This window comes from Mesorhizobium sp. M7A.F.Ca.ET.027.03.2.1 (genome assembly GCF_003999175.1).
Taxonomy (GTDB): domain Bacteria; phylum Pseudomonadota; class Alphaproteobacteria; order Rhizobiales; family Rhizobiaceae; genus Mesorhizobium.
Window position 1 is genome coordinate 1 of sequence record NZ_RZOM01001674.1, and the last position, 738, is coordinate 738.

Genomic DNA, 738 nt, shown 5'->3' on the forward strand with positions numbered 1-738 from the left:
GTGGCCTCGGTGAGCAGCAAGCGCCCCTTTTCCTCGCGCGCTGCATCGGGTCCCAATATGACCTCGAGGCTGGTCAGTTCCGCCTGGATGGTGACATAAGCCGTCTCCGCAGCCATGACAGCCTCGTCGGCATGGCTGCGCAAAGGCAAGGCCTCGCGCACGCTGTTGCGTGTTGTCGCCACACGCTGCTCGGCTGCGGCATGATGTTGCCGGATCTGTTCTGGATCGACTTTGAGTTCGAGGTCCCCGGCCCCGAGGGCACTCAGACGAGCAAGCTCCTCGTGTAATTGCTGTATCCCCTTGGGCGCGAGATCGGCAAGTCGCTGACGCGCCAAGCCCAGTTCGGTAGCTTTGTCGCGCGCTTCCACTAGGCGCTGGCGTGCCGTCCTGAGGCTATCGACACCGAGGGACGCAAGCAGGCTGCGGTGCTTCGCTTCGGCGTCTTCGATGGTCCGGTCGGCCTGCTGCGGCCGATTCGATCGCAGGGTCAAGGCTCCGATGCCGGCAATATCCAGGCGTACGGTGCCAGCAAAGCTTTGGTCTTCTGCATGGGGCAAGGGCTTGGCATCGATGGTCACCAAATCGGCGGCGCCGTCCCGGTATTCCATGCATAGCGTCGGCAGGGTTGCCAGGTGAGCTGCACGAAGGCTGGCGATCTCGATTTCGAGCGCCTGGAGTTGCTCGACAGCTTGTTCCGGCACCGCCAGCATCGCCAGTGCTGCCTCTCCATCTTCGATC

1 pseudogene is annotated in these 738 nt (G+C 63.1%); it reads right to left on the minus strand.

The window, feature by feature from the left end:
* Positions 1–710: pseudogene (locus EN750_RS37275) on the minus strand (DNA-binding protein); the annotation flags it as partial.
* Between the last annotated feature and the right edge of the window lie 28 nt (positions 711–738).